Origin of the sequence: Pedobacter gandavensis (assembly GCF_014172405.1) — a bacterium.
Taxonomy (GTDB): domain Bacteria; phylum Bacteroidota; class Bacteroidia; order Sphingobacteriales; family Sphingobacteriaceae; genus Pedobacter; species Pedobacter gandavensis.
Genome location: NZ_WNXC01000001.1, coordinates 464,258 through 490,967 on the forward strand (window position 1 = coordinate 464,258; position 26,710 = coordinate 490,967).

The 26,710-nt window shown below is 40.3% G+C and carries 22 protein-coding genes; 12 read left to right on the plus strand and 10 right to left on the minus strand.

Going from position 1 to position 26,710, the window contains the following annotated elements:
- Window positions 1–48 precede the first annotated feature (48 nt).
- Window positions 49–2,736: a glycoside hydrolase family 78 protein gene (locus tag GM920_RS01785; protein WP_182952899.1), complete on the minus strand. Its 2,688-nt coding sequence runs from the start codon at window positions 2,734–2,736 to the stop codon at window positions 49–51.
- 204 nt (window positions 2,737–2,940) lie between these two features.
- Between GM920_RS01785 and GM920_RS01790 the strand changes: the two genes are divergently transcribed.
- From GM920_RS01790 to GM920_RS01800, 3 genes are all read left to right on the plus strand, one after another.
- Entirely contained in the window at window positions 2,941–4,698 is a 1,758-nt protein-coding gene (locus GM920_RS01790; protein WP_202986013.1) for a sensor histidine kinase, read from the plus strand.
- Window positions 4,698–5,456, plus strand: a complete 759-nt coding sequence (locus GM920_RS01795) for a LytR/AlgR family response regulator transcription factor (protein WP_182952900.1) — start codon at window positions 4,698–4,700, stop codon at window positions 5,454–5,456. Before GM920_RS01790 ends, GM920_RS01795 begins: the two co-directional genes overlap by 1 nt.
- A gap of 116 nt (window positions 5,457–5,572) precedes the next feature.
- Window positions 5,573–6,298 (plus strand): hypothetical protein, encoded by a 726-nt coding sequence (locus tag GM920_RS01800; RefSeq protein WP_182952901.1) that lies wholly within the window; start codon window positions 5,573–5,575, stop codon window positions 6,296–6,298.
- Window positions 6,299–6,353: 55 nt separating this feature from the next.
- On the opposite strand, the gene GM920_RS01805 is transcribed toward GM920_RS01800, so the two are convergent.
- Both GM920_RS01805 and GM920_RS01810 read right to left on the minus strand, forming a co-directional pair.
- Window positions 6,354–6,602, minus strand: a complete 249-nt coding sequence (locus GM920_RS01805; RefSeq protein ID WP_182952902.1) for a hypothetical protein — start codon at window positions 6,600–6,602, stop codon at window positions 6,354–6,356.
- Entirely contained in the window at window positions 6,599–6,979 is a 381-nt protein-coding gene (locus GM920_RS01810) for a winged helix-turn-helix transcriptional regulator (RefSeq protein WP_182952903.1), read from the minus strand. The genes GM920_RS01805 and GM920_RS01810 overlap by 4 nt, the downstream gene beginning before the upstream one ends.
- A gap of 79 nt (window positions 6,980–7,058) precedes the next feature.
- Here GM920_RS01810 and GM920_RS01815 point away from each other — a divergent pair, with 79 nt between their 5' ends.
- From GM920_RS01815 to GM920_RS01825, 3 genes are all read left to right on the plus strand, one after another.
- The gene (locus GM920_RS01815; RefSeq protein ID WP_202986014.1) at window positions 7,059–8,078 is read left to right on the plus strand and encodes a quinone oxidoreductase family protein; all 1,020 of its coding nucleotides are present in this window, start codon (window positions 7,059–7,061) and stop codon (window positions 8,076–8,078) included.
- Between the two features lie 60 nt (window positions 8,079–8,138).
- Window positions 8,139–8,531: an acyl-CoA thioesterase gene (locus GM920_RS01820; protein WP_182952904.1), complete on the plus strand. Its 393-nt coding sequence runs from the start codon at window positions 8,139–8,141 to the stop codon at window positions 8,529–8,531.
- A gap of 63 nt (window positions 8,532–8,594) precedes the next feature.
- Window positions 8,595–10,259 (plus strand): MutS-related protein, encoded by a 1,665-nt coding sequence (locus GM920_RS01825; protein ID WP_182952905.1) that lies wholly within the window; start codon window positions 8,595–8,597, stop codon window positions 10,257–10,259.
- Here the strand turns inward: GM920_RS01825 and GM920_RS01830 are convergent.
- Entirely contained in the window at window positions 10,256–11,164 is a 909-nt protein-coding gene (locus GM920_RS01830; protein WP_182952906.1) for a patatin-like phospholipase family protein, read from the minus strand. The genes GM920_RS01825 and GM920_RS01830 overlap by 4 nt on opposite strands.
- 250 nt (window positions 11,165–11,414) lie before the next feature.
- The gene (locus GM920_RS01835; protein WP_182952907.1) at window positions 11,415–13,688 is read right to left on the minus strand and encodes a family 20 glycosylhydrolase; all 2,274 of its coding nucleotides are present in this window, start codon (window positions 13,686–13,688) and stop codon (window positions 11,415–11,417) included.
- Window positions 13,689–13,829: 141 nt separating this feature from the next.
- Here GM920_RS01835 and GM920_RS01840 point away from each other — a divergent pair, with 141 nt between their 5' ends.
- Window positions 13,830–15,380 carry a sulfatase gene (locus GM920_RS01840; RefSeq protein ID WP_182952908.1) on the plus strand — a complete coding sequence of 517 codons (1,551 nt, stop codon included), beginning with the start codon at window positions 13,830–13,832 and terminating at the stop codon, window positions 15,378–15,380.
- A 37-nt stretch (window positions 15,381–15,417) separates the two neighbouring features.
- Window positions 15,418–17,241: an SGNH/GDSL hydrolase family protein gene (locus GM920_RS01845; RefSeq protein ID WP_202986015.1), complete on the plus strand. Its 1,824-nt coding sequence runs from the start codon at window positions 15,418–15,420 to the stop codon at window positions 17,239–17,241.
- A 3-nt stretch (window positions 17,242–17,244) separates the two neighbouring features.
- Here the strand turns inward: GM920_RS01845 and GM920_RS01850 are convergent, their stop codons facing one another.
- Window positions 17,245–17,448: a hypothetical protein gene (locus GM920_RS01850; RefSeq protein WP_182952909.1), complete on the minus strand. Its 204-nt coding sequence runs from the start codon at window positions 17,446–17,448 to the stop codon at window positions 17,245–17,247.
- Between the two features lie 134 nt (window positions 17,449–17,582).
- Between GM920_RS01850 and GM920_RS01855 the strand changes: the two genes are divergently transcribed.
- On the plus strand, window positions 17,583–18,755 hold the full coding sequence (locus GM920_RS01855) for an MFS transporter (RefSeq protein ID WP_182952910.1): 1,173 nt from the start codon (window positions 17,583–17,585) through the stop codon (window positions 18,753–18,755).
- A 79-nt stretch (window positions 18,756–18,834) separates the two neighbouring features.
- Here GM920_RS01855 and efp read toward each other — a convergent pair whose 3' ends face one another.
- The gene (gene efp / locus GM920_RS01860) at window positions 18,835–19,395 is read right to left on the minus strand and encodes an elongation factor P (RefSeq protein WP_182952911.1); all 561 of its coding nucleotides are present in this window, start codon (window positions 19,393–19,395) and stop codon (window positions 18,835–18,837) included.
- 209 nt (window positions 19,396–19,604) lie between these two features.
- The gene (locus GM920_RS01865; protein ID WP_182952912.1) at window positions 19,605–19,772 is read right to left on the minus strand and encodes a hypothetical protein; all 168 of its coding nucleotides are present in this window, start codon (window positions 19,770–19,772) and stop codon (window positions 19,605–19,607) included.
- Window positions 19,773–20,375: 603 nt separating this feature from the next.
- On the opposite strand from GM920_RS01865, the gene GM920_RS01870 reads away from it, so the two are divergent.
- From GM920_RS01870 to GM920_RS01880, 3 genes are all read left to right on the plus strand, one after another.
- Window positions 20,376–21,344: an NAD(P)H-quinone oxidoreductase gene (locus tag GM920_RS01870; RefSeq protein WP_182952913.1), complete on the plus strand. Its 969-nt coding sequence runs from the start codon at window positions 20,376–20,378 to the stop codon at window positions 21,342–21,344.
- A 3-nt stretch (window positions 21,345–21,347) separates the two neighbouring features.
- Complete coding sequence (locus GM920_RS01875) at window positions 21,348–22,838, plus strand: FAD-binding oxidoreductase (RefSeq protein ID WP_182952914.1); 1,491 nt, start codon at window positions 21,348–21,350, stop codon at window positions 22,836–22,838.
- 131 nt (window positions 22,839–22,969) lie between these two features.
- Window positions 22,970–23,938, plus strand: a complete 969-nt coding sequence (locus tag GM920_RS01880; RefSeq protein ID WP_182952915.1) for a metallophosphoesterase family protein — start codon at window positions 22,970–22,972, stop codon at window positions 23,936–23,938.
- A 75-nt stretch (window positions 23,939–24,013) separates the two neighbouring features.
- On the opposite strand, the gene GM920_RS01885 is transcribed toward GM920_RS01880, so the two are convergent.
- Both GM920_RS01885 and GM920_RS01890 read right to left on the minus strand, forming a co-directional pair.
- Window positions 24,014–25,015, minus strand: a complete 1,002-nt coding sequence (locus GM920_RS01885; protein WP_182952916.1) for an HNH endonuclease — start codon at window positions 25,013–25,015, stop codon at window positions 24,014–24,016.
- A 237-nt stretch (window positions 25,016–25,252) separates the two neighbouring features.
- Window positions 25,253–26,656, minus strand: a complete 1,404-nt coding sequence (locus GM920_RS01890; protein WP_235964400.1) for a DUF3472 domain-containing protein — start codon at window positions 26,654–26,656, stop codon at window positions 25,253–25,255.
- Between the last annotated feature and the right edge of the window lie 54 nt (window positions 26,657–26,710).

The window sequence follows — 26,710 nt, forward strand, 5'->3', positions numbered from 1 at the left end:
TTTTGCTAAGGAATTACAATACAATATACTGAGTTTGTTTTATTTTACCTAATTAATTTCAAAGCGATGCTGACCGGCCTTTACAGTCACAAAAGCCCTAAGTGTTTTGCCTCCCTGCATAACTTTTTGATTTTCCTCTAATGGGAAGGTGATGGTTGCACTGGAATTTGGTGGAATGTTAACCTCATAAATTACTTTCTTCCCATCCCTTTTCCAGGCGGAGCTGATTTTACCATATGGGCCGTCATGTTCCGCTTCGAAATGATCCAGACCAGATACGAAATTAGGACGTAACTGGATATTTTTAAACCCTGGCTGTGCTTCATCCGGATGAATTCCTCCAAGCCCCTTAAATAACCAGGCACCGATCTCACCAAACATCATGTGGTTTAAGGAAATGTCTCTCGGGGCATTAATGTCCCAGTTTTCATAGAGTGTAGTCGCACCATTTACAATCCACCATCCCCAGGATGGATAAGTATCCTGAGCAGCTAGTTTATAAGCGGTCTCTGCCTGACCATTATCGCTCAGCGCATTTAAAATGGCTTTAGCGCCAAGCACTCCAACGTCCAGATGCATGCCGTCTGCTGCTACTCTTTTTGCCAGATTTGCAGCAACTTTAGCTTTAAGCGCTTCTGGTACTAAACCCCATTGCAGTGCCATACTGAGCTCCGTCTGTGTTCCAGAAGCATAAATTTGGGACTCCGGCTTGAAGTATTTATCGTTGATGGCCTTTTTAATTTTTTCAGCCAAGGTGCTGTAATATTTTTCGTCCGCAGATTTACCAAATAAACGCGCTGCTTTAGCGAGAATTACCGCATCTACATAGTAATAAGTGGAGGAGGTGTATGCTAAGGAAGATTCGGATTTAACTGGGACCCAGTCGCCTCTGCCGAAGGTCGTTATGCCCGTCGGACTAATGCTTTCCAAGTAATCTACATACTTTTTAATGCTATTATAGGAGTCTGCAAGTGATTGGGAGTCCCCATAAAACAGGTAAATATTCCAAGGGATGATGGCAATGGTACTGGTCCAATCTGTTCCGTTGGCTGTTCCATAGCCCCAACCACCTGTCGGGATTATATCTGGAAGTACACCGTTCGGCTGCTGTTCATCCCGATGGTCTGCCAACCATTTTTCATAAACGGTGATGCCATCGAAATTAAAAAGACCTGTTTCTACGGCAAAATGACCATCTCCCGTCCAGCCGTTCTTTTCTCGCTGTGGACAATCGGTAGGATAGCCCATCAGGTTAGATAAATACGAATTGTTGGTCGCCCACCACAATCTATCAATCAAGGGATTTGAGGAGCTGATTTTTCCTGTAGCCGAAACGTCACTGTGCATAAAGTATCCGGTGATGCTTTCTTTAAGGAGTTGTATCGGTTTGTTACTGCTAACTTCTACATATTGAAAGCCTTTATAATTGAATCTAGGCATAAATTCCAAAGGACCTTTGCCAGATAAGGTAATGATATCGGTTTGAAAAGGGTCGGTATTGTCTTTTGGGCGGTAATACACGTCGATATTTGAAAGGTCAACATGGCCGTTCTTATATAGGCGTTCTCCATGTTTAAGTCGGATGACTGTGCCTTCCGGACCATCAACCTTTAGCTTCGTGACGCCTGAAATATTTCTGCCCAGGTCAAAAACATAAGTCGTGTCGTTGATCTTATTGATGGACTTCACCGGGATTTCTTCGACATTGCGGATGGGTGCCATCGCCTGACTTACGATTTGATTGGAAGGAGCTTGACGCGCAATCACATTCTTCCAGTTTTTGTCATCAAAACCTACGGTATTCCAACCTGACTGTTCCAGTCTGGCGTCATAATGTTCCGCGGTGTAAATGTTGTTTAATACAATCGGGCCAGTACTGGTTTTCCAATCTTGATCAGAAGTGATCAGGGCTGTGGTTCCATCTTCGTAAGTAATTCTTAAATCCAGGCAGAAGGTTGGTCTTGCCCTCCATGCTGCTTTATCAAAATTCCATACGGCCAGAGCTTGATGGTTATACCAACCATTTCCCAGGATTACGCCAATTGCATTTTCCCCTTTTTTAACTTGAGCAGTGACATCATAGGATACATACAAGTTTCTTTTGTCAAACCGGGTATACATGGGATCTAACCGATGATTTCCTACCTTTTTCCCGTTAAGATACAGCTCATAAAGCCCGCCGGCAGCGAGGTAGGCCCTGGCAGACTTTATCGTTTTAGCGGATGTCTTAAAAGATTTCCTGAAATAAGGTGCTTCCCGCTTCTGTATGTCGTTTTTGTCGCTGATCCAAGTTCCTTTCCAGTTCTCCATTTTCATCATTCCCATTTCAAAGCTTGCCACTACAGGCGCAGAAGATGGCTTTCCATCTTTGTCCCAAAGCTCAACTGCCCAGAAGTATTTCGTAAACGGCGCCAATGCCTGACCTTGATAATTGATTAGATTGACCGACTTGCTGATTTTTCCAGAATCCCAGTAAGCTCCTTTCTTTCTGGTCAAAGCCAGGGAGTCTTTGCCTACCATAATTCTGTAAGCGGATTGACTTGCACCTTGTCGGGAGTCATCCATCATCCAGGAAAGTCGCGGATGTAAGACATCTATGCCTAAAGGATTTTCCAGGTGTTCACACCTTAATGCGGTAGGTTTAACGGCGCTGGCTTTTGCAGTCTGTCCAAGTAATGGAATGGCAAATAACAGTAAGGCCGTAGTAGGAAGGAGTTTTAATAAAAAGGGCTTCATATTCATGAAGTTATTTATTTTTCCGAAGTTTTATCAGTTTTATTTAAAATTGATAATCTTTGCCATTTGGGAAATTAGGTGCTGCTCATTGCTAAAGGAGTCCAATTCTAAGCGAATAAGACCAGCTACTCATTGTAGGTTGTTACCGAATCCCTTAAAATACATTTTTGTGGTGTAAATTATTAACCCCTAAAATTAAACACCATGAAGAATTTTTTTTTATTGCTATTGGCTTGGTTGGTAATCAGCCTCGTTCTCGCACCAGTAGGGCTCGCACAGTCTAAGAATCCACCATTTGGAAATCAAATTTACTTTGATAATTACGCTACGGACACCAAGTCAAAAATGCGAACGCCCAATACGATAAGTGCTGCTGATACTGCCGTTTATCAGGCATTTACAATGCTTTTGCCGGAAAATCAGTTTGTAAGTGAAAATGTAGTTCCTAAAAGTCCCATTATGTTAGGTGTGAAGTTGAGTCCTAAGCTGACGAATTTTTTTCCAGTACAGGTCAAGTCTATTTCCAGATCATATTCCAGTTATTTAATCTCAGACGGTTCTGAGGCCATATTAATAGCACTTGGGATTAACAAAAGCAATGTGGATGATTATCGCTACCGAGTAGTTGAGAATGACAGTTCTGAACTGGTACCTTGGTCTAAAATCCCTGCATTAGCAGAAAAATATGGTGCTAAACAACCTTATGGGTTTATTGGTAAATTTCAATCTCCAGGAAAACAGGTGTTTGTAGAAGTGGTCAATGTCCATAATTATGGGATCAGGGATGGGGTTATTTTTGATTGGCGCAGTAATTTTAAACCGAAACTTCTCCAAATGGTGGCCATGGTACCTTCAGGGAAAGTAAAGTCGGCCGAGCTTTATAATCTGATGGAAAAAATACCTAATGGTGGACTGGCGACCAAATTTGATCCAGTTACAAACATTCCATTAAACTTATCATTTCCTTCGAATGGCATGGATAATATGAGGTTTTATTTTAAAAATCATGAAACAGTGATGTATTCTGTGTATCTGCTTAGTAAACTGAAGGGGAAGTCCGATACTACTGAGATTGTTGGGGCTTTCACAGGAGATGTGTTGGAGTTTGATGGTAAGTATTATCAAAACCCAGGAAATTATGAAATCCTGATCCAAAGAGGTGGTGATATTGGGCGGTGGCCAGAAACACAAATACTTAGAATCCCATTTGAGGTGAAAGCTGCTCCATTAATTGATCGTAAGGTTTCCATTAAGGAGGTCTTAATTTATTCTTTAGCAACACTCTCGGGTGTTGCTTTGCTATTTCTGTTATATCATAGACATCATAAAAATAAAATGGAGCGTGTAGCAAGAGACCAGCAGGTAGTCGGGCTAAAATTAAGGTCGATACGTGCACAGCTGAACCCTCATTTCATGTTCAATGCCCTTTCTTCCATTCAAAACCTGATCAATAAAAATAACATCAGTGATGCAAATTATTACCTGTCGAAATTTGCCGGTCTAACCAGGCAGGTTTTAGATAGTGACAAAGAAGAGTTAATCAGCCTGGAAGATGAATTACTATTGATGGAAGATTACCTGCAAATGGAACAACTTCGTTTTAACTTTCAATATGAAATTCAAGTAGATGAACACATCAATAAAGCCAATGTGGAAATCCCTGCTATGTTATTGCAACCTTTCGTAGAGAATGCCGTAAAACATGGGATAGCGGGATTAAAGCAAGAAGGGAAGATTGTATTGACCGTTAATATAGAAGAAGACGATCTTGTATTTATGATCAGAGATAACGGTTTTGGCTTCAATGTTCAGGCAAAAATAGCTGGACACGGATTAAAATTAAGTGAAGAGTATGTAGCTTTACTTTGTCAGATCTACAAAGGGCAACCTACAAAATTACATATAGACTCAAATGAAAAAGGGACAACTATTGGCATTCGTTTATCAAACTGGAACATCTAATGATTAGTGCTATTATAATTGATGACGAGCAGCATAATATTGAAAATATAAAAAATATAATTGATCAGTATAGGATTGATATCTCTATCGTTGCTATTGCAGAGGATGCTGATGAAGGGATTGCTGCCATTAAAGCCTATGCTCCTGATTTGGTTTTTCTAGACATACAAATGCCAGGTAAATCGGGGTTTGAGCTGTTAAGCAGTTTGTCTGAAGTGAAATTTGAGGTGATCTTTATCACCGCACACGACAAATATGGGATACAGGCCATTAAGTTTTCAGCACTGGATTACCTGTTGAAGCCCGTTAACATCAAGGAGTTTAATGAAGCAATTGATAAGGCGAAACAAAAGATCGGACTTAAAAAACAAAACCATAACATTGAAAATCTATTGGAATACCTGAAAGCGGGAAATAAAGAGAGCCCAAAGATTGCCCTACCAACTTTAAAGGAGATTATGTATGTTCGCATTGCAGATATTATCCGCTGTGAGGCGACCAACAATTACACCAACTTTTTCCTGCAAAATGGTGAGCAGGTACTGGTGTGCAAAACATTAAAAGAATTTGCTGAACTATTAAGACCCCATCAGTTTATTCGAACTCATCAATCACACTTAGTAAATGTTCATTTTGTGAAAAGCTATCTAAAAGAGGATGGAGGAACTTTGTTGCTAAGTGATTTACAAAAAATACCCATTTCCAGACAAAATAAAGAGCTGACTAAAAGTGCATTAAATGCGGTGATCACAAACTAACTTCTTTGCCAATCTGCTTCAGCATATTGCTAATCGAACTGATTTTTTTACTCATCAACAAGTATAACTTTAGTTAATTGAATAACTGTCAAATAATTAATTATACATTTTGTAAAATGATGAAATCAAATTATTTAATCTATCCGCTCCTTTTATTTTGCGTAGTTTCTATTAACACTTCATGTCAAAAGAAAAGTGATGAGCATACGCTTGTAGATCAATCTGAATTTCTAGGTACTGATTGGGTGCTCTATACGCCAGTCAAGAAGATTCATTTAGATGATGATGTAGGTTTGAAAACTTATGCCTGGACTGCATATAAATCGGCATGTTCACCAGTGATCTGTTCAGATTACAGCTATGATAGTAACACGCTAACAGAAACATTTCAGATTCTAACGACAAAATCAAATCGTTCAGAGATTAGGATAGAGGATAATTATAGTACAGGAAGCAGGCAGTTTTCCGGCTATCTTAAATTTGATGCGCCGCTTAATGATGAAAGCCTGATGCAGATTTTTGGCAGTACTTCAGAAAACGCAACACAGCTGATGATTCGTGGGTTTTCAGAGAATGGAGGGACCTTAAAAATCTCTAATAGCTTTGTTTTAGCAACGGGAGTTTACAATAAAGAAGTTCACATCAATGTAATACACTTACAAGAGGACGCTGGCAGCAAAATGATCGTTTATGTTGATGGCCAGAAAAAGTTTGAAAAGGTTGATGGTGAAAATGCGACCAATTATATGAAATACGGATGCTACGGTACCATGAAGACGGGGAAGGCCGTTGTACAATGGAGAGGGGTTAAGTTGTATAAAGATGGTACAGCGCCAGATTAAAGATGCCGTTTAGATGAAGGACACTGTTTATGCAGCCCTGCAATGGGCTGCATACTTAATTTAAGGTAAAAATGAAATCGGACTCAGCGGTATTACCCACATAAAATTTAAGCATGGTCTTGGGCGATTGTATTAAGGGGGCATAAGGACCAATCAGGTCTAAGAACTGCATTTTTAAAACGTCCATTTCGGTATCCTCAGGTACACGAATCAATAAATCGCCACCACTAGACCTGATTTTCCAGTCTTTAAATGCTTCCTCTTTTTGGAGGAGTTTTTTCCACTCTTGTTGGTATTTGCTCATGATTTTGTTTCTTCTTTAATTTTCGTTCTGTGATCTAATCCCCATTGCGCAATGCTTTCTGTTAAGGGAAGCACCGTTTTTCCATATTCAGTGATGGCATAACTAACCGTGATTGGACGGGTATCCTGTGGTGTTCTGCAAACCAAACCATTCATTTCCAGCTCTTGCAATTCTTTAGTCAGCATCTTAGCGGAAATGTTTTCAATTTCTCGCTGCATTTTTTTAAAGGTATTGTTCTCATTCATCCTGCCATTTAAATAACGCATGATGTTGAGTCTCCATTTTCCTCCTAACACGTCCAAAGTATCGAGTATGGCTAGCCTTTCCTGCGCGCAGGTGGCTTCTGTTTTTGTGCCTTTGTCGTTTATTATAGCCATAATAGATTTGAAATAAGCGATGAGTTACCTTGGGTTAACCCATAGCAAAAATAAGCTTTTCAGGAATAATTTTGTATCCATGAAAGCCAATAAAATGAAAGCAATCGTCTTAAAAAAAATCGGTGGTACCGAGAATTTTGAATTTAGTAAAAATATAGCGCTTCCAGCTGTCGGCCCGGAAGAGGTTTTAGTAAAGATAATAGCCACAGCATTCAACCCAATAGATTATCAAATGAGAAAGGGCGGATCTGAAAGTACTCGGATGCATTCTCCTGTTCTAGGCAGAGAGTTTTCTGGAATTGTCATTCAGGTTGGCCATGCAGTAAATCATTTTAACCCCGGACAGGCGGTGTTTGCCGCATCTGGCAGCATGGGCTCCAATGGCAGTTACGCAGAATATATGTTGGTTCCTGCAACTATTCTGGCCTTAAAACCCAGTAACATTAGCTTTCAAGAGGCAGCTGCTGTTCCTGTGGTTTATTTAACGGCGCTTCAGATTGTGGACCGTTTGAAGATCAGTCCAACTGCCACTGTGCTAATTACCGGTGCTGCTGGAGGAGTTGGTCTGGCTTTAGTCAAACTGTTATTAGACAGGGGGCATAAAAACCTGGTGCTTACTGCAGGAAATCCTAAAAGCCAGGCGATCCTCATCGGAACCGGATTAGCAGCATCACAAATTGTAAATTACCATAGCCAGGATTTAGCGATGCTGATTTTGGCGAAAAATCAAGGAGAAATGTTTGACGTTTGTATTGATCTGGTGGGCGGGGAGATGTCGGAATTATGTGCTCAGGTAATCCGTGTGAACGGCAGCTATGCAGATGTGACGGCTTTCGAAACGGCAAAGGCCCGCTCAGATTTCTTCGACAAGGGGGCTGTAGTATATCACATCTCAAATTATGCACATTCGCTTTCTAATAATTTCAAATGGTACGGAGCTCAACTAAGCAGAATTGCGGAAATGATCGGGAGTAACCGCATTACTGTTCCTCCAATATTGGTTTTGGAATCATTTAGTACACAGTCTGTTGCAGATGCTCATCAAATTCTGGAAGAAAATCGGACTAATGGAAAAAAAATAGTGATGAATATAAATTGATGGTCTTGCTTTTTAGAAAAGCCATTTGAATGCTGGTAAAGATCACGATCTTTACCAGCTATGAAGGATTATATTTTTGAAATTCAATTGAAGGTAAGAGATTACGAATGTGACATCCAAGGAGTAGTTAACAATGCCGTGTATCAATCTTATTTAGAGCATGCGAGACATGAGTACCTATTGTCTATGGACAAGTCTTTTAAAGAACTGACTGCACAAGGCGTCCTTTTAATGGTGTCTAGGATCGAAATGGATTTTAAGCAATCGCTGACCAGTACTGATGTATTTAGTGTACAATTGAGAACGGAACGTCAGGGCCTAAAGCTGGTGTTTTTCCAGGACATCGTCCGTCTTTCCGATCAGGCTTTATGCCTTAAAGCGAAAGTAGAAGTGATCGCAAAAGTAAATGATAAACTGAGTAGAGGCGAGATTTTTGATACCCTGGGTATTTAATACACAAATGCATATCATTTTTTATATGAGGTGATTGTCTGATTTTGTTGGTATTATTGTTAGATGACGATAATACCGCTCTTTATAACCACCCAAGTGGTCTTTTTCTTGCTTTGGTATCTCTTAAAAGGGTATTTCAGCCGTAAGCAGCAAAAAATTAAAGCAGACTTATCGGAGAAATGGGGCGAGGAACAGATCGGTTACCGGGATTTTGACCGCATCGGACTTTATAATGAGCATCTGATTCAGGACAATGAGCGGGATCAGTTGACCGCCAAGAGCCTGGAAGACCTGAATATTAATGAGGTTTACAGTAAAATAGATCGGTGTAAGACCAAAATCGGACAGCAGTATCTATATTACTTATTACAAAATCCCTCCAAGGATGAAGCGGAGTTGAAAAGGAAGAATCGTTTCATTGATTTGTTTTTCAACCATAAAGAGTTGAGAGACGAACTGTCGTATAATCTGCTGAAACTGAACAACTCTTTAACATATTTTATCCCCAATATTATATTTGACTGGAAATTAAAACAATCGAAATATAAATATTTAACGCTCATACTAAGCCTCTTGCCTTTGGTCTTTTTGCCGCTCAGTCTGCTTTATGGACGTTATTTTTTCGGGTTGTTGTTCCTGAACTTTGTCGTAAACCTGATCATTCATTTTAAAAACAAAGCAAAAGTGGAGTTTTTCATTTCTCCCTTCTCACAGCTTCCCAAGCTTATAAATTATGTGCAGCGGTTGTCAAAACTAGATCCTCTTTTTTTCGATGAAGCAGCATTAAGTGCCTGCGATAAATTAAAACCATTGGCCAGGTATCAGTTTTTATTGCATTCGGAAAAGCCTGATCAAAATGATTTTTCCAGCATTGTCTGGTTACTATTGGAGTATGTTAAAATTACCTTTCTGGTCGAAAATAATCTGTTGGATAAGTGTATTGAGATCACCAATAAGCTAAGACCGGAAATTCATGAATTGTATCAGTTTATCGGTAATTTAGACAGTTGTCAGTCTATCGCCTCATACCGGACTGGACTGGACTATTTCTGTGTGCCTGACTTTGATGATACCTACACGCACCTTGATATCAAGGCCGCTTATCATCCTTTACTGGCGGATTGTGAACCAAACGATCTTAAAACAGCTGCACAGGGCTTGGTGGTCACGGGTTCAAATATGTCCGGTAAGACCACTTTTATGAGAACAATCGCGCTGAATGTGATCATGGCCCAAACGATTTATACCGTATGCGCAAGTCAGTATAAGGCTTCCTTTTTTAATGTGTTTACTTCAATAGCTATTCAGGACGATATTTTGTCGGGTAGGAGCTATTATTTAGAAGAGATCATCTCGATTCATGCCTTTATAGATCAATCAAAAAGCACCGAATCCCGTAATTTATTTGTCATTGATGAATTATTCAAAGGAACAAATACACTGGAAAGAATAGCAGGAGCAAAAGGAGTGCTTGAATTCCTGGTTAAAAATAAAAATATGGTGATGGTGGCCACGCATGACCTGGAGTTGGCGAATTTGTTGAGCGCTGAATACAGTCTTTTTCATTTCTCCGAGCAGGTGGAGAATGGGGGCTATGTTTTCGATTATAAAATTAAGAAGGGAATACTTCAGACAAAGAATGCCATCCGCCTGCTGGAGTTATTTGGTTATCCTTCAGCGGTGATCAATTCGGCAAATCAATACCTGGATTCCAAGATGGAAAATTAATTGATCTCAATTACTTTAGGTGTTAATGCACTATCTTGCCCGCATTTAAAGCCCAAATCCCACCATTGCTTCATTTGTTCCGGATCAAAAATCAGGGAATTAGAAGTTAATGCGTCCAGTGGATGGTAAAAATTGAGTTTTACTTTTTTATTCAAGCTTTCCAGCTTCCCAATGGTTAGGTCGTCCAGGCCGATTTGGTTCAACATGAATCCAAAAATCCGATACGTTAAATCAAGTGCATTATGAATGGCCGGGGTTTGTATTAGACTCCGGTCTGATTTTAACACAATTACATCAATATCTGTAGCTCCTCTCTGTATGGCCTCATAAATTGGAATCAGGTCGCCCATGCCACCATCGGCATAATCATTTCCGTTTTTTGTCACCAGGCTCATAAATGGCACCAGGGAGGTAGAAGCCCAGATCCAATCGCAGTAATCTTCATAGCTATGTTCTTTTGCTAATTTGTATTCCACAGTCATTTTTGTCAGATTGGAGACAGTAACAATCACATCACGCCCGGAATTCTGTATGTTTTCATAATCAACGCGGCTGATGGTTTTTCGGATGAGCGCACGCAGATTTAAACTCTCTCCAAAGGTCATCCGTTTTTTCATGAACATCTTTAATATCCCCAAATGGTTAATCGTTGTTCTGAAGATCCCATCTTTCTTTTTGATAATAAAAGGATCGATGTTGAAAATCTGATCCTGAGTGACCGCTGTAAACACCGCTTTTAATTTGTCTACCTTACCAATAGAAAGTAATGGCACCAATAGACTTCCGGTAGAGCTGCCAATAAATATTTTGTAATCGTATTTACAAACAGTAATTAAATATTCAGCAAGGCCGCCAGCAAATGCGCCCTTACTTCCACCTCCGGAAATCACCAATGCTCTAACCATTTTTTTTTGATGATTAAATTAATGATTTTTTTTAGGATATGGTGAATAATTAGACCATTGCTTTGTCGAAAAATTAGTGCCATGTACGTTGGAGACGTTATCTCCCGAATCAATGATTCCGTAAAAACAAGAACGATTCTCAATGATGTCAGCATTAATTTCTTCGTCAATTTCTCTAAATAGAGGTCAGGTTTTGTATAAAAAAAGAAGGCTGTATTTTTAATGCAGCCTTCTTTTTTTATCCTGTAGTTTATTCATGTGCGAAATCAGCCGCGCTTACTGCTTTGCGCTGGCCATCCGGGCCTACATATTCTAAAGAAAGTGTGTAACCACCGCCACCTTCAATAAATAATAATTTGAAAGGATGGTAGCCTTTATCTAAAGCAATCTGTGCAGACTTCTCAATCGCACTGTGCAGACCGTCATTGTCGACTAATAATTTGTTATTCAGGTATAAGTTACTACCATCATCCGCACGTAAATAAAACGTGTAAACACCTTGTGCTGCTGCGTAAAAATAACCCTCATGCTTAGTTCCAAAGGTTGTTGCCTGCTCTTTTACCGGAATTTCAATCGCAGTAGTAATGGCATCTGATTTTTTATCAGCCTCATTAATCTGAGTCACCAATTTATAAGATTTAGGATAATAAGAGAATTTCAAGCCTTTTTCAGCTTTTGCTAAGGATACTCCTTTTGCATAAGATTGCTGATCATAATCGATCGTGTACACCTCGCCAATTTTTCCATTTGGACGGAAAGCTGCAATTTTAACCTGCGTAGGCTTATTGATCACCAATTGTCCATTGTAAACCGTAGAATTTACGGTAGGTTTAGTGCCATCAGTGGTGTAACGCAATACAGAGCTAGCCAGTGGATTGATCACTTTCAACACGGTCTGATTCACAAACACGCTTTTCGGAGAAAAGCCAGTCAGGTCCGGCTGACGGTAATTGATATTCATCGCATCCAACAAAGGATATTGTGCATTCATTCTTTTTTCAAATTCCGCCCAGTTTTTATCCGCATTGCTCCAGGCCACTTCAGAAAGCGCTTGTGTTCTTGGGTAAAGCATGTATTCCGCGCGTGCTTCAGAAGGAATGTATTCCGTCCAGAGCGCCGATTGTATACCCAGTACCAATTTCTCTTCCGCTTTTGTCAGGTTGTAATTGTAAGGATCAAAGCTGTATACTTTTTTCAAAGACCCACCATCTTGTTGTGCATCAAAATAACAGTACTCACCCGGCATTATGATCATGTCTAATCCTTTTTCTGCCGCATGTTTCGGTGCTGTTGGTACCCATGCTCTCCAGTACATCATCGTGGCAGTAGGAGATACACCACCTTCCAGGATCTCATCCCAGCCGATCATCTTTTTCCCTTTGCTGTTCAGAAAGCGCTCCATACGGTGTACAAAATAGCTTTGTAGCTCTTCCACGCTTTTTAAGTTTTCACGCTTCATAAGCTCCTTACACTCTTCAGATTTCTTCCAGCTGTCTTTTTCTACTTCATCAGCCCCTATATGCACATATTTGCTAGGGAAAAGCGAGAAGATTTCGGACAATACATTTTCTGCAAAATCATAAGTCGTCTCTTTACATGGACATAATGGCTCAGAGAAGGTTACGCCCTGCTGACTGATTCCCGAGGCCGTCAGCCATGGCATCAGCTTCGTAGCGGCCATCATATGACCTGGCATATCTATTTCCGGAATAATCTCTACGCCATGTGCAGTGGCATATTGAATCAAGCCACGCATTTCTTCCTGGGTATAAAAACCACCATACATCCGTTCACCGTTGATGGTTTTAAAATGTTTCTCCGGTAACGCATAATCAGGATTGTCTTTTGCCAGTTTTAAACAAACCGAATCCTGGCCGTTTAATTTTCTCCAGGCGCCTTTTGACGTCAGTTCCGGGTATTTTTTAATCTCAATTCTCCAACCTTGATCATCAGTCAGGTGCAAATGAAACTTGTTGAACTTATACAAGACCATGCGATCGATGAAAGTCTTTAAATAGTCCAGATCAAAGAAATGTCTGGACACATCCAGGTGCATCCCGCGCCAGGCAAACTTTGGGGCATCAGCAATCTTAACTGCCGGAACCACATAAGCTCCCGTACCTACCTTGAACGCTGGTGTACCAATTAATTGTTTCAAAGTAGAGATTGCCCAAAAAGCACCTGCTTTATTTGCCGCTAAAATGGTAATCTGACTCGGTTCTACTACTAATTTATAACCTTCAGCAGCTGTTATGGAAGGGTCTTTCTTGATTAAGATGAAATTGGGACGTTTAGTCGTGGTTTTTAAAGCCCCGGTAATTTGCTGAAGTTCTTTTGTTGCATCCGTAAAGCTGATTCCCGCACCATTGCGAATCACCGTGTTTTTGTACCAGTTGAATTTACCAGGCATGCTTTCCAGCTGCGCAGGTTTTGGAATAATCGGATAACTAGTCTCTTGTGACATCACCCTCAAAGTAGTGCTGATCGATAAGAAAGAAACTAATAAAAATCGTTTTAGGTTCATTGAATTGGAGTTGTGTGTTTTTCAAATTAACTAAAAAATATCTGAAGAAAGCTTATAAAGTCGGGCTTTTGTCTTCAGCGTAATTGGCTATTTATTAAGTATTATCCTTTTTTTTATAAAATATCCCAGTATTTTTAGGACATGAAAATTAGTCGACCGAAGCTAGCCCGTCTTCTATTGCCCGCTACGCTTATTTTTATCAGTACAATCAGCACCATCTACGCCCAGAAAAAGCCAAATATTATCGTGTTTCTGGTAGATGATATGGGCTGGCAAGATACATCATTGCCTTTCTGGACACAAAAGACACCATTGAATGAGCGCTACCATACACCAAATATGGAAAGACTGGCAAAAGATGGTGTGAAATTCACGAATGCTTATGCGACACCAGTATGTACCCCAAGCAGGGTAAGCATGTTGACAGGAATGAACGCCGCACACCATAAAGTGACCAACTGGACTTCCCCACAATACAACGTTTCTTCAGACAATGATGATGAGCAATTCGCAGCTGCCAGTTGGAATTACACCGGCTTAAGCCCTAAACCAGGAATTCCAAATGCCATTTATGCGACTCCTTATCCGCAATTGCTAAAAGATGCAGGTTATTTCACGATTCATGTAGGTAAGGCACATTGGGCATCTGTAGGTACGCCAGGAGCAAACCCTTATAATCTTGGTTTTATGGTGAATATTGCCGGTCATGCGGCCGGTCATCCCCAAAGTTATTTTTCGGAAGACTACTACGGGAACAAACCCGGAAAAAACACCATGCAATCCGTACCAGATTTGGAAGAATATTACGGAAAGGGTACATTTTTAACGGAAGCACTGACGCAGGAAGCCCTGAAAACATTGGATGGCCCCATAAAAAATAAACAGCCATTCTATTTAAACCTGGCACATTATGCGGTGCATGATCCCATTCAGGCAGACCCCCGTTTCTATCAAAAGTACATCGATAAAGGGCTCGACCCACAAGAAGCAAAATATGCCACCTTATTGGAAGGAATGGATAAAAGTCTTGGCGATGTGATGGACTATTTAAAAGCGAAACAGGTAGCTCAAAATACCATCATTATCTTTATGAGCGACAATGGTGGGCTGAGTCTTGCGCCACCTAGAGGCGGATCTGCACATACACAAAACCTTCCTTTGAAGGCGGGTAAAGGTTCTGTAAATGAAGGTGGTATTCGGGAGCCGATGATCGTAAAATGGCCTGGTGTAGTGAAGCCTGGTACTACTGCAAATCAATATGTGATCATCGAGGATTTCTTTCCAACGATCTTGGAGATGGCAGGGATAAAGAATTATAAGACCATTCAGGAGCTGGACGGAAAAAGTATGCTGCCCATTTTAAAGCAGGTCAATTATACCGATAACGAACGTGCCTTAATTTGGCATACGCCCAATAAATGGATTTCAAAGGATGGACCTGGTATTAATTATAAATCGGCCATCAGAAAAGGAGACTGGAAATTAATCTACCATATGCGCGATGGAATCAAGGATCTTTACAACCTGAAAACGGATATTGGAGAACTTCAAAATAAAGCCGCAGAAAACCCGGAAAAAGTAAAGGAATTATCGGCCTTGCTGTCTGCTCAGTTGCGGAAATGGGATGCCCCAATGCCTATTGTGAAAAGCACAGGCAAACCAGTAGTTTTGCCAGATCAAACCGGAATTTAATACCCGATAAAGAACATACCTAAACCTACATAAATACATGAATAAGCGTACTTTAACCATGGTCATGATCATGGCTTTGTTCTTTTCCCAATTTGTCATTGCGCAGGAAAAGAAAACTTTCAAATCCTGGAATCCTGCAAAAGACAGCCTCAATGTGGTTCATGGCCGGGGTTGGACAAATGGATACAAAAGTAATTACGATCGTTTACCTGCTACCGCGGAGAAAAAGGTACGTGATCCCCTTTGGAAATTATCCGAAAATAGTGCCGGACTGAACCTGAGGTTCAAAACCGATGCAGAAGAGATCGTTGTTAAATTCACCGTATCCGGCTCGCTCCAAATGCCGCATATGCCTGCAACGGGTGTCAGTGGTGTGGATCTTTATGTGAAGGATCTGGATGGGAGATGGCTTTGGTGTGCCGGGAAATTTGCCTTCGGTGATACCATTAGCTATCGCTTTCTTAATATTGCAGGGAAAGACCTCCAAATCAAAGACCGCGAATACCAGTTATACTTACCCTTATATAATAGTGTGAAATGGCTGGAAGTGGCCGTTCCGACAACGGCCAGTTTCAGCAAAATTCCTGTAGCAAAAGCGGACAAACCAATCGTAGTATATGGTACTTCCATCGCTCAGGGTGCTTGTGCCACCAGACCAGGTTTGGCATGGACCTCCATTCTCGGGAGAAAGCTGGACAGGCCTATGGTCAATCTTGGCTTTTCAGGAAATGGTAAATTTGAAGCAGAAGTATTGGATTACATCACACAGATTGATGCCAAATTGTATGTTTTGGATTGTTTGCCAAATATGATATCCAAAGAAATGAGCAATGCATTTGTTGGTAAACGAATTGCTGATGCAGTGGCGCAAATTCAATTGAAAAGACCAGGTGTTCCGATCTTACTTACAGAACATGATGGGTTTTCAGAAGAGGAAATGCAACCTTTGCGAAAAAAGGAATACGAAACGATCAATCAGGTACTTCGAAATACAGTAGACTCCCTGACTAAGGCTGGTCGCAAAGATTTATACCTGCTTTCTAAAAAAGCCATCGGACAGGACATTGAAAGTATGGTAGATGGTCTTCATCCAAATGATATCGGTATGATGAATTATGCGAAGGCCTATGAACAAAAGATTAAAGAGATTTTTAAGGAAAAGGAAGGGAAGGTCTCTACCACTATTCCAGTAACCCAAAGAAGGGACGCCTCAACTTATGATTGGGAAAGCAGGCACAACCAGGTATTAGATTATACAGCAAGCCATCAGCCAAAATTGGTTTTCATCGGAAATTCGATCACGCATTACTGGGGAGGACAACCAATAGCTCCTCATGCCAATGGTAAAGATTCCTGGAAGAAATATTTCGGCGATCGAAACGCAATCAATATGGGCTTTGGCTGGGATCGCATTGAAAATGTGCTTTGGCGTGTCTATCACGGAGAATTAGATGGTTTTAAGCCTCAGCAAATTGTGTTGATGATTGGAACCAATAACCTTGAAATCAATACAGATGATGAGATTGTACAGGGATTAAAGTTGCTGGTAACAGCGATTCAGGATAAGCAACCCAAAGCTAAACTTGTATTGCTGGGGATTTTACCGCGTAAAGGTATGGAAGCCAGGATTGCAAAACTGAACAAAGAGATTGGTGCTGCAACAGCCTTAAGCTCCGGAAAAGGCGGGAAAGTAGAGAGACCACTTAAAATGGACTTCAAATTTGTAGATGCAGGAGCGGTTTTCCTAAATCCTCAACAACGTATCGATGAATCACTGTTTTCTGATGGCTTACACCCAAATGCGCTAGGATATGAGAAATTAGGAAAGTTCCTGGTCAACAGACTACCAATGACAAATTAGGTTTTAATTCTGTTCAATTAAAGCGCCGAGTTTTTGCGCTTCATCATGATCGATTATTCCTGAACTCGTCCAGACTGTGCCCAGTTCATTGGTTTCCGGAAAAAGACGGGCAACCTCATGACCATTTTCAATAACCTTAAAACTTCCATCATGTAGTGGCTGAATAGTTAATATTCGGCCACTAAGATCTATATTATATGCTTCCATGGGGAATTGTTTATAGCTTAACAAGGAAATACCTTACTTGTTTTATAATGCCTCTTTTTCCTATGTTTTGCAGTATTTTGATTAAATATTGCATGTAATTGCAATTATCTGCAATATTTATCTAAATTGCAACCATGATAGCAGGACTACAAAAAACATTAAAGGCACAAAGGGCAACTAAATTCATTTTTCTGGTTTGCGGATTGGGGATTTCCAGTTGGGCGCCAATGGTACCTTACGCAAAAGAAAGACTCGGACTAAATGATGCCAATCTGGGTCTTTTACTGTTGCTTTTAGGTGCTGGTGCGATTTCAATGATGCCCATCAGTGGGCTATTGTCCCATCGTTACGGCAGTCGGGTGGTGATTTTCGCTGCGGCATTAATGATGGCCTTTGTATTGCCATTGTTAATGCTCACTAACACGCCGGTTCAAATGGGAATTGCGCTGTTTATTTTCGGGGCAGCAGTAGGAACAGTAGATGTGGCCATGAACACGCATGGTGTCCAGGTGGAAAATCTTGCGGAAAGGCCAATTATGTCTTCCCTGCATGGCCTGTTTAGCGTTGGCGGATTACTAGGTTCCCTGGGCTTAGGCTTCTTAATGAGACTGGGATTGGAGCCGGTAGTAGCCGCAATAACCATTGCTATTCTACTGATCATCATGGTCTCTTTAAATTTCAAATCCTTGCTCGACAAGGCGACAGAAAAAGAAGCCATTCAAAGATTTTCTTCCACAGCGGCAAGGCAGAAAAAGACATCCTGGCTTAAAGGGAGTGTCGTGTTTTTGGGTTTGATGTGTTTCGCCGTATTTTTATCTGAAGGTGCAATGCTCGACTGGAGCGCTTTGTTTTTAAGAGAGCGCCGCGGGGTGACCGAAAGCTTTGCAGGAATCGGCTATGCGGCCTTTTCAATTGCCATGGCTTTTATGCGGCTTACCGGAGATAAACTGGTGGCTAAGTTTGATGGAAAAACAGTAGTGGTTGCCGGAAGTTTACTCGCTTGCTTTGGGATTCTGCTGGCGGTGTTTACACCTTGGTTGGGCAGTACCATTCTTGGTTTTGTGTTATTAGGCCTGGGTGCCGCGAATATCGTTCCTGTATTTATCAGTGAAGGAGGGAAGCTTAAAGACGTTCCTGCAACGGTAGCAATTCCTGTAATTAGCACGATCGGTTATGCCGGACAATTAGCCGGCCCTGCAATACTTGGCTTTATCGCCTATTCTTTTTCATTGCCTATCGCCTTTGGCTTTACAGCCATGCTACTGTTCACAGTTGCGATCGCTTACGGATTCAGAAAGCTAAAGTAGCCCAATGGGCCCAAACAAATACCAACAAAAAATGCGGCTTAAATTTCTTTAAGCCGCATTTTTTTAGAAATGAAATTTCTTATTTCACACGCTCCACGTATTCACCTGTGCGTGTATCTACTTTTAGTTTATCACCTTCGTTTACAAATAATGGTACTCTAATCTCGATGCCATTTTCTGTAGTTACCATTTTCTGAGCACCTGAAGAAGTATCACCTTTAACAGCTGGTTCTGCATAAGTAACCATAAGCTCTACGAAATTAGGCGCTTGAGCCATAATTGGTTCTTCACTTTCGAAAGAAACGATTACGTCCATTCCTTCTTTAAGGAATTTTGCAGATTCACCAAATAGGTCTTTAGCAACACTGAATTGCTCAAAAGACTCATTATCCATCACTACAAAATAATCACCTTCTTCATATAAATATTGGTAGTCACTAGTCTCTACACGGCAAATTTCAACTTGCTCATCAGTTCCTAAGCGGGCTTCCACAATTTTTCCTGTTTTAATATTGCGAAATTTACCTAAGTAAAACGCTCCACCTTTACCTGGTGTACGGTGTAAAATTTCAATAACTGTTACCAGTTCATTGTTAAAACGTAAAATATTTCCTACTTTAATTTCAGATGCCTTTGCCATATAAATGTAATTGTAAAATTTGTGCTCAAATATATGTGCTTTTTTGGTTATTTATACTTTTGGCATTAAGAAATTGCGTTTTCTCCTGAATATACCCTAATGAAATAGGAGTAAACGAACGTATGCCCCCGGAATCTTAAACATTATAACAAGGGTTTAATCCTTGAATCTGGATTTTAATATCGCTCATTATGAACGGACTCTAATTATTAAACTTTAGCTTCGACTAAGGTATCAGTCAATGGGTTTTCGGCTTCTTCCAATAGTTTTAATGCGATTAACTGCTGGCATTCTTCGTAATCTTCAATAGTTACGGCGTTATCCAATGCCATTTGAAGCAGGGATAACCTGATTTGTTGTTGAACTGTGTCTTTCATTTTCGGTAGTTGAAAGGTAAGTTTAAAAAAATGCGCGAGTATATTATAGTATTGGGAGGGCTTGAAAATTTTGTCTAGAATGAGATAACACTTCAGGGGCGAAGTTGTTTTGGTCATTTGAAAAAGAGGATTTATTATTACATAAGGTCTTTTGTTTTACAAGAGCTGGGATTAGTGATTCTTTAATTATTCTTTATGTGGAAAATATTGATTTTAATAAAGAAATAATTATTTCTTTATTATTTCGCCATGAAAAGACCTGTTTTTCCAATATTGCGAAGGTCCAACGCGATTACAATCCATCAGTTTATCTGTCTTTTCATCGAAAATGAAGCGTAGTAGAACCGGGTTTTTACCGCTATCTGTTTTGCTCTTGTTTTGCTTTTCTTTTGCTCTTGTTTTGCTCCGCTGTTGTTGAAGCAAAACAAGAGCAAAACAGTAGCAAAGGGACAGGAAAGAAAAATACAGCCAGAATATCTTGTGATTTTGGTTAATTAATAGTTAAATGGTTGCCGGTTGTTGCTGAGGTTGATGGTTATTTTAAAAGCCTGAAAAAAAACAATGCGCTATTTTTTTTGGCAGGATAAATGTTGCCTTTTATTTATGAAAGCAATCGTAATTACCTCATTTGGCGCTGCAGATGTATTGAAGATCGAAGAAAGGGAGAAACCCCTGATCAATGAAAATGAAGTGTTGATTCGGGTAAAAGCAGCTGGGGTTAATCGTCCGGATGTATTTCAGCGGAAAGGTAGTTATCCGCCACCCCCGGATGTTCCACAAGATATCCTCGGCTTAGAGGTTGCAGGTGTGATTGAAGAAGTTGGGGCAAATGTGACGCAATGGAAGATCGACGACAAAGTATGTGCGTTAGTGGCTGGCGGAGGTTATGCGACCTATGTAAAAGTTAACGCAGGACATTGTTTGCCTGTTCCAGAGGGCTTAAGTTTCATAGAAGCAGCAGGATTGCCGGAAACTGTTTTTACGGTCTGGAGCAACGTATTTCAACGCGGAGGTCTGAAAGCCAATGAAAGGCTCTTAGTTCATGGAGGAAGCAGTGGAATTGGTACTACCGCCATCCAATTGGCAAAATATATAGGAGCAGAAGTCATCGTGACTGTTGGCTCAGACCAAAAAGGACAGTATTGTCTGGAATTAGGCGCAGATCGCTTTATCAATTATAAATCACAGGATTTTGAAGACGAATTGAAGGACCATCCCGTTGATGTGGTGCTGGACATGATTGGTGGGGCATATTTTCAAATGAATATTGAAGTGTTAAAACCTGATGGCAGATTGGTCTACATCAACGCAATGGAAGGCAATATGGTCTCTTTAAACATCATGCAAATGATGCGTAAAAGATTAAGCATTACTGGAAGTACCTTACGTAATCGTGAACCGGAATTTAAAACGGCATTGGCACAGGATATATTGGAAAAGGTTTGGCCTATGTTTAAGGATAGACAATATAAATCGACCGTGTTTAAGGTGTTCCCTATGGCGGAAGCCAGTAAGGCGCATGAACTCATGGAGAGCAGTCAGCATTTGGGAAAAATCATTCTGGAAATGTAAGCTATGAAAAAGATCACACCTCAGGACGCACAGTACGAAGCGCTCGCCGGGAAACGGTTCAATAAGCGTTTCACAGGGCATCCGGAATATATTTGTATGCCGGAATCTACGCAAGAGTTGGTTGATGTGGTACAGGATGCCGTTAACAGCAACAAACGGTTGGTGGTACGCAGTGGAGGGCATTGTCTGGAAGGTTTTGTAGCTGATCCTGCAGTTCAGGTGTTGGTCGATATGTCTCTGATGAACAGTGTCTCTTATGATCTCGAAAAGTCAGCTTTTATGGTAGAGGCTGGCGCTACAGTAGGTGAAATGTATCAGCACTTATTTCAAGGTTGGGGAGTCCTGCTTCCCGCCGGTGAACATCCGGGCATAGGTGTGGGTGGACATATACTAGGCGGTGCTTTTGGCTTCCTTTGCCGGGAGTTTGGTTTGGCAGCCGATCATCTTTATGGGATAGAAATGCTGGGTATTGATGGCACTGGAAAAGTTTATCGTGTGGTCGCTACCCGCGAAGAAAGTGATCCCAATCGGGAGCTTTGCTGGGGGCATACCGGTGGTGGTGGCGGTAATTTTGGAATTGTCACGCGTTATTGGCTCCGTTCTCCGGAGGCCATAGGTTCTCATCCGGAATTTGCCCTTCCAAAAGCACCAAGGACCATCACAACCTTTCGCGTTTCCTGGGATTGGAGCGGTTTTGACGAAATCTCTTTCTCCAGATTGGTCCGAAATTTCGGAAACTGGGCGCAACAAAATTGTGGCCCGGATTCCATATACAACCAATTGTTTAGTCTGATTTTTTTAAACCACCGAAACCTTGGTAAATTGGAAATGAAAGGGCTATGTACAGTTCATGGAAATGCGGCAGTGCTGATCGAAGCACATTTGTCGGCCATAGCCGATTTCCCGGATTTACCTTATTCTTTACAGCTGGAGGAAAGTTCCTGGCTGGATTTTGCCCTGAATCCTTTTCCAGAATTGTTTCAGCCTGGTTTGGGGCAAGTAAAAGCAAAAGTGAAGGACGCTCTTTTTCGCGAACCTTTAACAGATGAACAGATCGCAACAGCTTATCACTATTTGACTAGCCCACAAAATATTGGCGGTGGACTAGGTATGGCGACTTACGGAGGTAAAGTAAATAGTGTAGTTTCCGATGCGACCGCATCCGCTCAAAGGGACTGCATTCTTGATGTTGCTTGCAATGTAGGTTGGCTCGATCCTAAAGATGAAGCGGTGAATTTGGATTGGGTTCGTTCCTTTTATCAGGACTTGTTTAAGAATTCTGGAGGTGTACCAGTACCCAATGAGCAAACGGATGGTAGTCTGATCAATCACCCGGATACGGATCATGCAGATCTGGAATGGAATAAATCGGGTATTCCATGGCATACGCTCTATTATAAAGGTAACTACCCACGATTACAGCAGCTGAAAACTAAATGGGATCCTTTGAATATTTTTCACCATGCTTTGTCTATTCAAAAGGCCGAAGATTAAGGTGTTACCTTCCCAAAATTCCTTTCTTTTTGGTAGAAAATATCATTTGTAGTAGCAGATTGACACACAGTAATACTAAATTATTGTTTAGTATTACTAATTTAGGTCTGTGAAATGTTTAAAAAATAGATATGGATAGAAAAGAATTTCTCACTAAATCTGGGTTAGCAGGAGGTACTTTACTTTTTGCGAAATTTCCGGAACTAAATCCAATTCCTAAAAAAGTAAGATTTGGAATGATCACCGACTTACATCATGACATTATGCATGATGGCATAGATCGATTGTCCGCTTTTATCAAAGAGATGAATCAAGAAAGTCCTGATTTTATCATTCAAGGTGGTGATTTTTGTTTTCCTAAAAAAGGCAACCTGCCATTGATGGAGGTCTGGAATGGATTTAAAGGGCCCAAATATCATGTGATCGGGAACCACGATACTGATGGGGGATTTACACGGGAACAAGTCGTAGATTTTTGGTCTGCAAAAGGAAAATATTATTCATTTGATGTGAATGGATTTCATTTCGTGGTACTAGATGGTAACGAGAATAATGAAAGCGAATACCGGCCAAAGGGATATGCGCGGTACATTTCTCCGGTACAGTTGGATTGGTTGAAAAAAGACTTGAATGATACGGCTTTACCAACGGTTGTATTTTGTCACCAAGGTTTGGACAATGATTCTGGGGGATTGGAAAATGGGACTCAATTGAGGTATACACTGGAACAAGCAAATAAAAAAGCAGGTCAGCAAAAAGTGGTACTGGTAATCAGTGGACATCACCATCAGGATTATTACAATTATATCAACCAAATCCATTATGTGCAGATCAATAGTGCGTCATATCAGTGGTTAGGGGATAATTATAAGGAAAGCAGGTACTCGGAGGAAGTCGATAAATCACATCCAAATATTAAGTACACCGTTCCTTATAAGGATCCAATATGGGCAATGATTGAAATTGAAGGAAAAGGCAAGATCACAATTAAAGGAAAGAAAACGGTCTTTGTGGGTTCTTCGCCGGAAAAGTTGGGGGTGAAGATGGACGATTATATCTATCCGATTGTGCCTTATATTTCTGATAGGAAGTTGTGGTAAATGGTAAAAACACCTATCAAATAATAAAAGTTTGATAGGTGTATGAATGTTTTGAACTTAATTTTGGTGTTGATATTATTGGGACAACAATGTGTTAAATATGATCCATCTATTCTTAATGGCTTCCTCACTGGGTTTTTTTGATGTGATTTTTAATGTAGTGCCCTGTAGTTCCGAATATTCAGACCCCTTGATTTTGTCCGAGATATGTATTGTAAAGCTTATAGGCTCAATCGCTATTAGATTTAGATCATATAACGTATGAATGTCTGCGCGTAGCAATAAACCATTTTCACCATGATTATCTTTCTGTCCACGATATGGGTTAATATGGGCCGCTTCAATAATAGACAGAATTGAACAATTGGTCACCATGCATTTGGCTCCGTAACGATTTATCAATCCATCTCTGAATTGTTTTTGACCCCGCCTTGCTTGTAGTTGTCTTTCAACAGTTATTCTTTCATCTTCATTGTTGTAGATATATGGATTTTCGGGTTCATTTAATGTGATTTCCGGTGATAAGTCTGTCGTGGTATTCTTTTCAAATTGCCAACTTGTTTGTTGGAATAAACTCATTACATCATTACTAACAAATTGCATTGAAAGATTTGGATTATAATTTCTTACGTAAAATGGTCTTAGGTCTGAAAGTAATATTGAGCTATTAGGAACTGGGACATAAGAATCCTGAAATTTTGCAGAATACCGGGTAACGTCAACCTGGTCAGATTTCGGGTGATCAAAAAAATGTTGATCGTTACATTTATAAACGGGAGTAAGCTTCAATCTCTTGCTAATATTAGAAGAATTACATTCTGGACACTTGAGAATCGTTTTTACACCCTTGGTAATGGTAATGTCTTGGATTTCAGCAATTCCTAAAATTATTTTTTTATTTATTATAATTGCTTGATCACCAATTTTTATTTTTTTTGCATTGGGAACGTTACTATCATAATTGTAACTTTTGCCTGCCTCATCTTTATAACTTTCGATAGTTTGAGATGATCTGTCAGAGTCTGGTACAGATTTTAGTACCCATATGTTTTTTGTTGATTCGAGAGCCATTGTCATTTATAAAATGGTTAATAATATATTTTTAATTAAAGTATATCAAATAAAGCAATTATATAAATATTTCTAGGACAAAAAATCAAAAAAATGGGTTTTATTAATCGACTACGTGCTTGTCGGTTGTTTAGGTCATTGCTACGGGGACTGAAGAATAGCTATGCTGTTAAATAAAAAAGTCCCACATTCCTGTGAGACTTCGTTGATACTAAAAGATTTTTTCTAAGCTTTTTTACCAAATTACTTTTTCGTCTTAAAATCCTTGTTGTTGATTTCTTCATTTTTCAGTGCAATCGCCACTCTTTCTTCGAAAGGCTTCAAATTAAGCTCAAGCTTTTGCTTAGCAACCGGCATTTCATCTTCGGTTTTTAAAGTAGGCGTATATCCACCAGAAGACATGTAAAACATGTCTGGATATTTTGGAGAAACACCTTGTTCGTAATCTACCCGCTGACCAGGTTTACCGTCCGTATGAGAGAACTTTACTTTATTGAAGTTCACCCATTTTCCGGTCGCATCTTCCATGCCCCAGGCATTATAGTAATAGGCTTCTCTACGAACCTGACCATTCGTGTAACCGAAATTCTCCAGGAAAGAATAGAAACCATTAAACATACGCTGTTCTTTTGGTGCTCTCCAGGTTGCCACATATTTCCAGTCTTCACCTTCCAGTTTGTACCAGGCAGATAAAAGGACTGAATTGTTATCTTGTTTCAAAACATTCATTAAAAACTTAACCGGCTCATTGCTTTTCCAGTTGGCAGTTTTCACATAGGATTGACCGCCGGTACCTTCACCACCAAAGGTATTTACGGTAGTTGATTTATCTTTGTCCACAAATGAAACATAATCATGTGCGGTAATTGTTTTGTCGTTTTCAGCATCCTTACTATCCCAAACTGAGAAAAGCACCCTGCGTTCGGTGGATGAATTCGTTTGGATGCCCATGTAACCACGGTAAAAACCTAAGCTCATGTAGTAGGTAGCCAAAGGGTCTGCGCCTTTAGGAACCATGATTTCCTGGTAAATCCAGTTGTAAGATTTAGTGCTAGGCTCCGTAGCACTGAAACCCAAATGCACAGAAGGAGAGGACTGATAGTCAGTTTGATTCACCTGTCCACCATCTTGTAGCGATTTGAAAGTAAGTGTCTTTATTTTTATGGCGGATTGTGGATCCGTAATTGGTTTCAACTCATATCGGAAGTAACCGGTTTCAGGCACGACTATATTACCAGCAAACAACGCGTTTTGCTGACCTGTGCCATTAAATGTTAACTTTTTTTGAATGTTTTTGAATCCTTTCATGGCTACGCTTGGTGTGACAATCAATTCAAAGGTTAGTTGCTTACCATGATCAACAGTATTGTCGAAGTAAAAATCATATTGTCCTGGCTTTTGATAAAGATACCAGACTACGCTTTTACTTTTGTCGCTCCATTTAGAAACGACATCTTTGTCTTCCGGGTAGCCAACAGGTACAGAGACTCCTCGGTTATTTGGGCTATAGGGTTCAACATAGGCTTTGTTTGCAGGTACTGAGAAAACCTCCTTGAAGTTTTTACTTTGCGCAAAGCCGGAAAGCCCGGTCGCCATCAATAGAACTGCTGCGAGGCCGGTTTTAGGATTTAGTGAATTTAGTTTCATGGTGTGTTTGGTTGTTTAACCAAATAACTCGATTATTAAAGTAATTCTGGTCGT

What these genes read in the sequence shown, in the direction of transcription:
- GM920_RS01865 (WP_182952912.1), bottom strand. Translation starts at nt 19,772, where the DNA reads ATGAAAGACACAGTTCAACAACAAATCAGGTTATCCCTGCTTCAAATG.
- GM920_RS01785 (WP_182952899.1), bottom strand. Translation starts at nt 2,736, where the DNA reads ATGAAGCCCTTTTTATTAAAACTCCTTCCTACTACGGCCTTACTGTTA.
- GM920_RS01840 (WP_182952908.1), top strand. Translation starts at nt 13,830, where the DNA reads ATGAAAATTAGTCGACCGAAGCTAGCCCGTCTTCTATTGCCCGCTACG.
- GM920_RS01830 (WP_182952906.1), bottom strand. Translation starts at nt 11,164, where the DNA reads ATGGTTAGAGCATTGGTGATTTCCGGAGGTGGAAGTAAGGGCGCATTT.
- GM920_RS01805 (WP_182952902.1), bottom strand. Translation starts at nt 6,602, where the DNA reads ATGAGCAAATACCAACAAGAGTGGAAAAAACTCCTCCAAAAAGAGGAA.
- GM920_RS01815 (WP_202986014.1), top strand. Translation starts at nt 7,059, where the DNA reads ATGAAAGCCAATAAAATGAAAGCAATCGTCTTAAAAAAAATCGGTGGT.
- GM920_RS01885 (WP_182952916.1), bottom strand. Translation starts at nt 25,015, where the DNA reads ATGACAATGGCTCTCGAATCAACAAAAAACATATGGGTACTAAAATCT.
- GM920_RS01890 (WP_235964400.1), bottom strand. Translation starts at nt 26,656, where the DNA reads ATGAAACTAAATTCACTAAATCCTAAAACCGGCCTCGCAGCAGTTCTA.
- GM920_RS01855 (WP_182952910.1), top strand. Translation starts at nt 17,583, where the DNA reads ATGATAGCAGGACTACAAAAAACATTAAAGGCACAAAGGGCAACTAAA.
- GM920_RS01795 (WP_182952900.1), top strand. Translation starts at nt 4,698, where the DNA reads ATGATTAGTGCTATTATAATTGATGACGAGCAGCATAATATTGAAAAT.
- GM920_RS01875 (WP_182952914.1), top strand. Translation starts at nt 21,348, where the DNA reads ATGAAAAAGATCACACCTCAGGACGCACAGTACGAAGCGCTCGCCGGG.
- efp (WP_182952911.1), bottom strand. Translation starts at nt 19,395, where the DNA reads ATGGCAAAGGCATCTGAAATTAAAGTAGGAAATATTTTACGTTTTAAC.
- GM920_RS01820 (WP_182952904.1), top strand. Translation starts at nt 8,139, where the DNA reads ATGAAGGATTATATTTTTGAAATTCAATTGAAGGTAAGAGATTACGAA.
- GM920_RS01810 (WP_182952903.1), bottom strand. Translation starts at nt 6,979, where the DNA reads ATGGCTATAATAAACGACAAAGGCACAAAAACAGAAGCCACCTGCGCG.
- GM920_RS01850 (WP_182952909.1), bottom strand. Translation starts at nt 17,448, where the DNA reads ATGGAAGCATATAATATAGATCTTAGTGGCCGAATATTAACTATTCAG.
- GM920_RS01800 (WP_182952901.1), top strand. Translation starts at nt 5,573, where the DNA reads ATGATGAAATCAAATTATTTAATCTATCCGCTCCTTTTATTTTGCGTA.
- GM920_RS01835 (WP_182952907.1), bottom strand. Translation starts at nt 13,688, where the DNA reads ATGAACCTAAAACGATTTTTATTAGTTTCTTTCTTATCGATCAGCACT.
- GM920_RS01880 (WP_182952915.1), top strand. Translation starts at nt 22,970, where the DNA reads ATGGATAGAAAAGAATTTCTCACTAAATCTGGGTTAGCAGGAGGTACT.
- GM920_RS01825 (WP_182952905.1), top strand. Translation starts at nt 8,595, where the DNA reads ATGACGATAATACCGCTCTTTATAACCACCCAAGTGGTCTTTTTCTTG.
- GM920_RS01845 (WP_202986015.1), top strand. Translation starts at nt 15,418, where the DNA reads ATGAATAAGCGTACTTTAACCATGGTCATGATCATGGCTTTGTTCTTT.
- GM920_RS01870 (WP_182952913.1), top strand. Translation starts at nt 20,376, where the DNA reads ATGAAAGCAATCGTAATTACCTCATTTGGCGCTGCAGATGTATTGAAG.
- GM920_RS01790 (WP_202986013.1), top strand. Translation starts at nt 2,941, where the DNA reads ATGAAGAATTTTTTTTTATTGCTATTGGCTTGGTTGGTAATCAGCCTC.